The organism is Bradyrhizobium sp., from assembly GCF_049798375.1.
GTDB lineage: Bacteria > Pseudomonadota > Alphaproteobacteria > Rhizobiales > Xanthobacteraceae > Bradyrhizobium.
This window is the reverse complement of the sequence record NZ_JBARGP010000666.1, coordinates 1-3,661: the sequence shown is the minus strand read 5'-3', so window position 1 is coordinate 3,661 and position 3,661 is coordinate 1. Positions and strand designations below refer to the sequence as shown.

Annotated in this window: 4 protein-coding genes; all 4 read left to right on the top strand. The window is 65.1% G+C overall.

Annotated elements, in window-relative coordinates; genetic code table 11:
• The first annotated feature begins 314 nt into the window (after positions 1–314).
• Positions 315–623, top strand: coding sequence for a pyrroloquinoline quinone biosynthesis peptide chaperone PqqD (pqqD, locus tag WA702_RS26045; protein ID WP_425113418.1), 309 nt, complete (start codon positions 315–317; stop codon positions 621–623).
• Positions 620–1,819: a pyrroloquinoline quinone biosynthesis protein PqqE gene (pqqE, locus tag WA702_RS26040; RefSeq protein ID WP_425113417.1), complete on the top strand. Its 1,200-nt coding sequence runs from the start codon at positions 620–622 to the stop codon at positions 1,817–1,819. The genes pqqD and pqqE overlap by 4 nt, the downstream gene beginning before the upstream one ends.
• On the top strand, positions 1,812–2,798 hold the full coding sequence (gene pip / locus WA702_RS26035) for a prolyl aminopeptidase (RefSeq protein ID WP_425113416.1): 987 nt from the start codon (positions 1,812–1,814) through the stop codon (positions 2,796–2,798). Before pqqE ends, pip begins: the two co-directional genes overlap by 8 nt.
• A 270-nt stretch (positions 2,799–3,068) precedes the next feature.
• The coding region (locus WA702_RS26030; protein WP_425113415.1) for a hypothetical protein at positions 3,069–3,661 on the top strand (593 nt) is incomplete at its 3' end.

Sequence of the window (3,661 nt, the reverse complement as noted above, 5' to 3'; positions counted from 1 at the left end):
GACGGTCACATCCCGCCCGGCGCTTTCGTGCCGAAGGAGGGTTAGTCAGGATGAGCTCGTATCGCATAGTGGCGCCGCAAGGCACCCTGCCACCCTCCCCTGGAGGGGGAGGGTTGGCTCACATCGAGCGCAGCGAGGATGTGAGACGGGGTGGGGTGATCGTGCGGCGAACGCAGTGCCCGACAACTTCACCCCCCCCCGGCTCGCTTGCGCTACGCCCAAGCGAGCCGACCCTCCCCCTCCAGGGGAGGGTGAAGGACTTCCCCGCGGCCGCTCTTGAGCCGCATTGTCGCTTGATGCGTTAGAGGGCTTCCATGGCGCCGCGCAACATCCAAGTCAGCGAACACAGCCGGCCGGTGCTGCCGCGCCATACCAAGCTGAAATACGACGAGACGCGGCAGGTCTGGGTGATCCTGGCGCCGGAGCGCGTGCTGGCGCCGGACGAAATTTCCGTCGAAGTGCTTCAGCTCTGTGATGGCGTGCGCAGTGTCGCCGTCATCATCGACGAGCTGGCGGCGAAATATGCCGCACCGCGCGACACCATCGCGACTGACGTCGTTGCCATGTTGCAGGACCTCGCCGACAAGGGCTTCCTAACCGAAGTTCGGGAGAAGACCTCATGACCGAACTCACTGATATCCAACCGCGCACCGACGCCGGTGATGGACTCGCGGTGTTAGAGGCGCGCGGCTCGGTCGCCGAGACCTTTGGCATTCCGCTCGCCGTGCTGCTGGAGCTCACGCATCGCTGCCCGCTGCAATGCCCGTATTGCTCGAACCCGCTGGAGCTTGACCGCGCGGGCAATGAGCTGACGACGGCCGAATGGAAGAAGGTGCTGTCGGAACTCGCCGAGATCGGCGTGCTGCAGGTGCACTTTTCCGGCGGCGAGCCGACCGCGCGCAAGGATCTGGTCGAGCTGGTCCAGCACGCCAATGATATCGGGCTCTACACCAATCTGATCACCTCCGCGGTGCTGCTGACGCGCGAGCGGCTGAAGGAGCTGGCCGACGCCGGACTCTGCCATGTGCAGATCAGCTTCCAGGGCAATGAGCCCGGCGTCGCCGACCGCGTCGGCGGCCACAAAGGCGGCCATGCCAAGAAGCTCGAGGTCGCGAAGTGGACCCGCGAGCTCGATCTGCCGCTGACCGTAAATGCGGTGATGCATCGGCAGAACCTGCATCAGCTGCCCGATATCATTCAGATGGCCGTCAATCTCGATGCCGACCGGTTAGAGGTCGCCAACGTGCAATATTACGGCTGGGCGCTGAAGAACCGTGCCAGCCTGATGCCGACCTTCGCGCAACTCGAAGAGACCGATCGGCTGGTCGAGGAGGCGCGCGAGCGGCTGAAGGGCGTTCTTACGATCGACTATGTCGTGCCGGACTACTACGCGCTGCGGCCGAAGAAATGCATGGGCGGCTGGGGCCGGCAGTTCTTCAACATCTCGCCCGCGGGCAAGGTGCTGCCGTGCCACGCCGCCGAGAGCATCACCGGGCTCGAATTCGAGTCGGTGCGCTCGAACCATTCGATCGCCTGGATCTGGCAGAACTCGGAAGCCTTCAACCGCTATCGCGGCACCGGCTGGATGAAGGAGCCGTGTAAGTCCTGCGAATTCCGCGAGGTCGATTTCGGCGGCTGCCGCTGCCAGGCCTTCGCGCTCACGGGCGATGCGGGCAATACCGACCCGGCTTGCACGCTGTCGCCGTTGCACGAGAGCATCTTCAAGCAGGCCGAGCTCGATGCGGCATCCGGACAGGACCGTTTCCTGTATCGCAACTTTGCCGGCGGCACGCTGGAGAAGGATGATTCTGGTGCCTGACGCCGAAGCGGGACACGCCGCGTCGCGCGCCGATCCGTTCGCCCCGCTCACCTCCGAATGGCTACGCGTTTCCGGCGGCCATGAGATCTATGTCGAGAGCGTCGGCCGTTCCGGCGGCGTGCCCGCAGTCTACCTGCACGGTGGGCCCGGCTCCGGCTGTCAGCCCGACCATCGCCGGCTGTTCGACCCCGAGCGCTTTCACGCCGTGCTGTTCGACCAGCGCGGCTGTGGGCGCAGCAAGCCAAAAGGCAGCCGCGTCAATAACACCCTGCCCGATCTGATCGCCGACATGGAGGTCATCCGCGAGCGGTTCGGCTTTCAACGCTGGATCGTTTCCGGCGGCTCCTGGGGCGCGACGCTGGCGCTGGCTTATGCGCAGGCGCATCCCACACGCGTCGCGGGCCTGGTGCTGCGCGCGACATTCCTCGGCACGCGCGCCGAAGTCGAGACTGCTTTTGGCCCTGCGCTGGCGCGCTTCTATCCCGACCTGCACCGCGATTTCGTCGAGATGCTGCCTGTCGAAGAGCGCGGTGCAGTAGTCGCCTCGTATTGGCGGCGCATCCTCAATCCCGATCCGGCCATCCATGGTCCCGCCGCGCGCGCCTGGCACGACACCGAGCGTGCACTGTCCGAGGTGAAGCCGGGCCGCGCCCAACTCGACCGGCTCGCGGTGCGCTCCGGCAATGCGATGCCGGCGACGCCGTTCATGGAGGCGCATTACTTCCACAACGACTGTTTCATGGCGCCAAACCAGTTGCTGCGCGACGCTGGCAGGCTTGCGGGCATTCCCGGCATCATCGTGCAGGGCCGTTATGACCTGCTCTGCCCGCCCTCAACCTCGGCGGCGCTCGCGTCGGTCTGGCGCGAGGTCGAAATTCGTGTCATCGAAGCCGCAGGTCACAATCTTTATGACCCCGGCATCCGCGATGCGGTCATGAAATCGATTGCGGATATGGCGGCGCACACGAGGCCGCGGTAATACAAGACAGCACTGCTTGACGTCCTTCACCGTCCCCTGGAGGGTCAGGGTTGGCACACCTCCTACGGCTCGCCCCGCTGCAACCTCGCCCCGCCTGCGGGGAGAGATCGGATTGCGAAGCAATCCGGGTGAGGGGGTACAGGTCTACAATTCACACCAATCGGGCGTCTGCCCCTCATCCCACCCTCTCCCCGTAAGAACGGGGAGAGGGTGCGCACTGCCCACTGCGCGATAGCCCGCGAACATCAACGAAAGACAAGGACTCCCACAATGCCCATCGCCGGACAAGGCATGCTGCTGACCTCGATGGACATCGATCCATCTGACGAAACCGACTTCAATCGCTGGTACGACCGCGAGCATCTGGAGGAGCGTGTCGCGATCGCTGGGTTCATCGAGGCGCGGCGCTATGTCGCCGAGCAGGGCAGCCCGAAATATCTCAGCCTCTATTCGACCAACACCATCGAGGTGCTCGACAGCGCGCCTTACCGCGCGCGGCTCGCCGATCAGACCGAATGGTCTGTCACGACCATGGCGAAGTTCAAGAACATGATTCGCAGCGTCGCGCGGATCACCATCAGCAAGGGCACCGGCCGCGGCGCCTTGCTCGGCCTCATCCGCCTGCGCCCCAAGCCCGGCCAGGACGGCGCGCTGCGCGATGCCCTGCGCGTCGAACTCGATCCTTCCGGTCTCGACGGCATCATCTCGATGCATCTGCTCGAAGGCGATGCCGGTCTCTCCGGCCCCACCGGGGGCATTCCCGCAACCTCACGCGGCGCGGACTGGTTCGTGCTGATCGATGGCACCGACAGCCATGCCATCGCCACGCTGATGACGACGCGCTTCGCTGCGATCGACGGCCC

Coding starts and splice junctions, on each gene's coding strand:
- pqqE (WP_425113417.1), top strand. CDS start 620: ATGACCGAACTCACTGATATCCAACCGCGCACCGACGCCGGTGATGGA.
- pqqD (WP_425113418.1), top strand. CDS start 315: ATGGCGCCGCGCAACATCCAAGTCAGCGAACACAGCCGGCCGGTGCTG.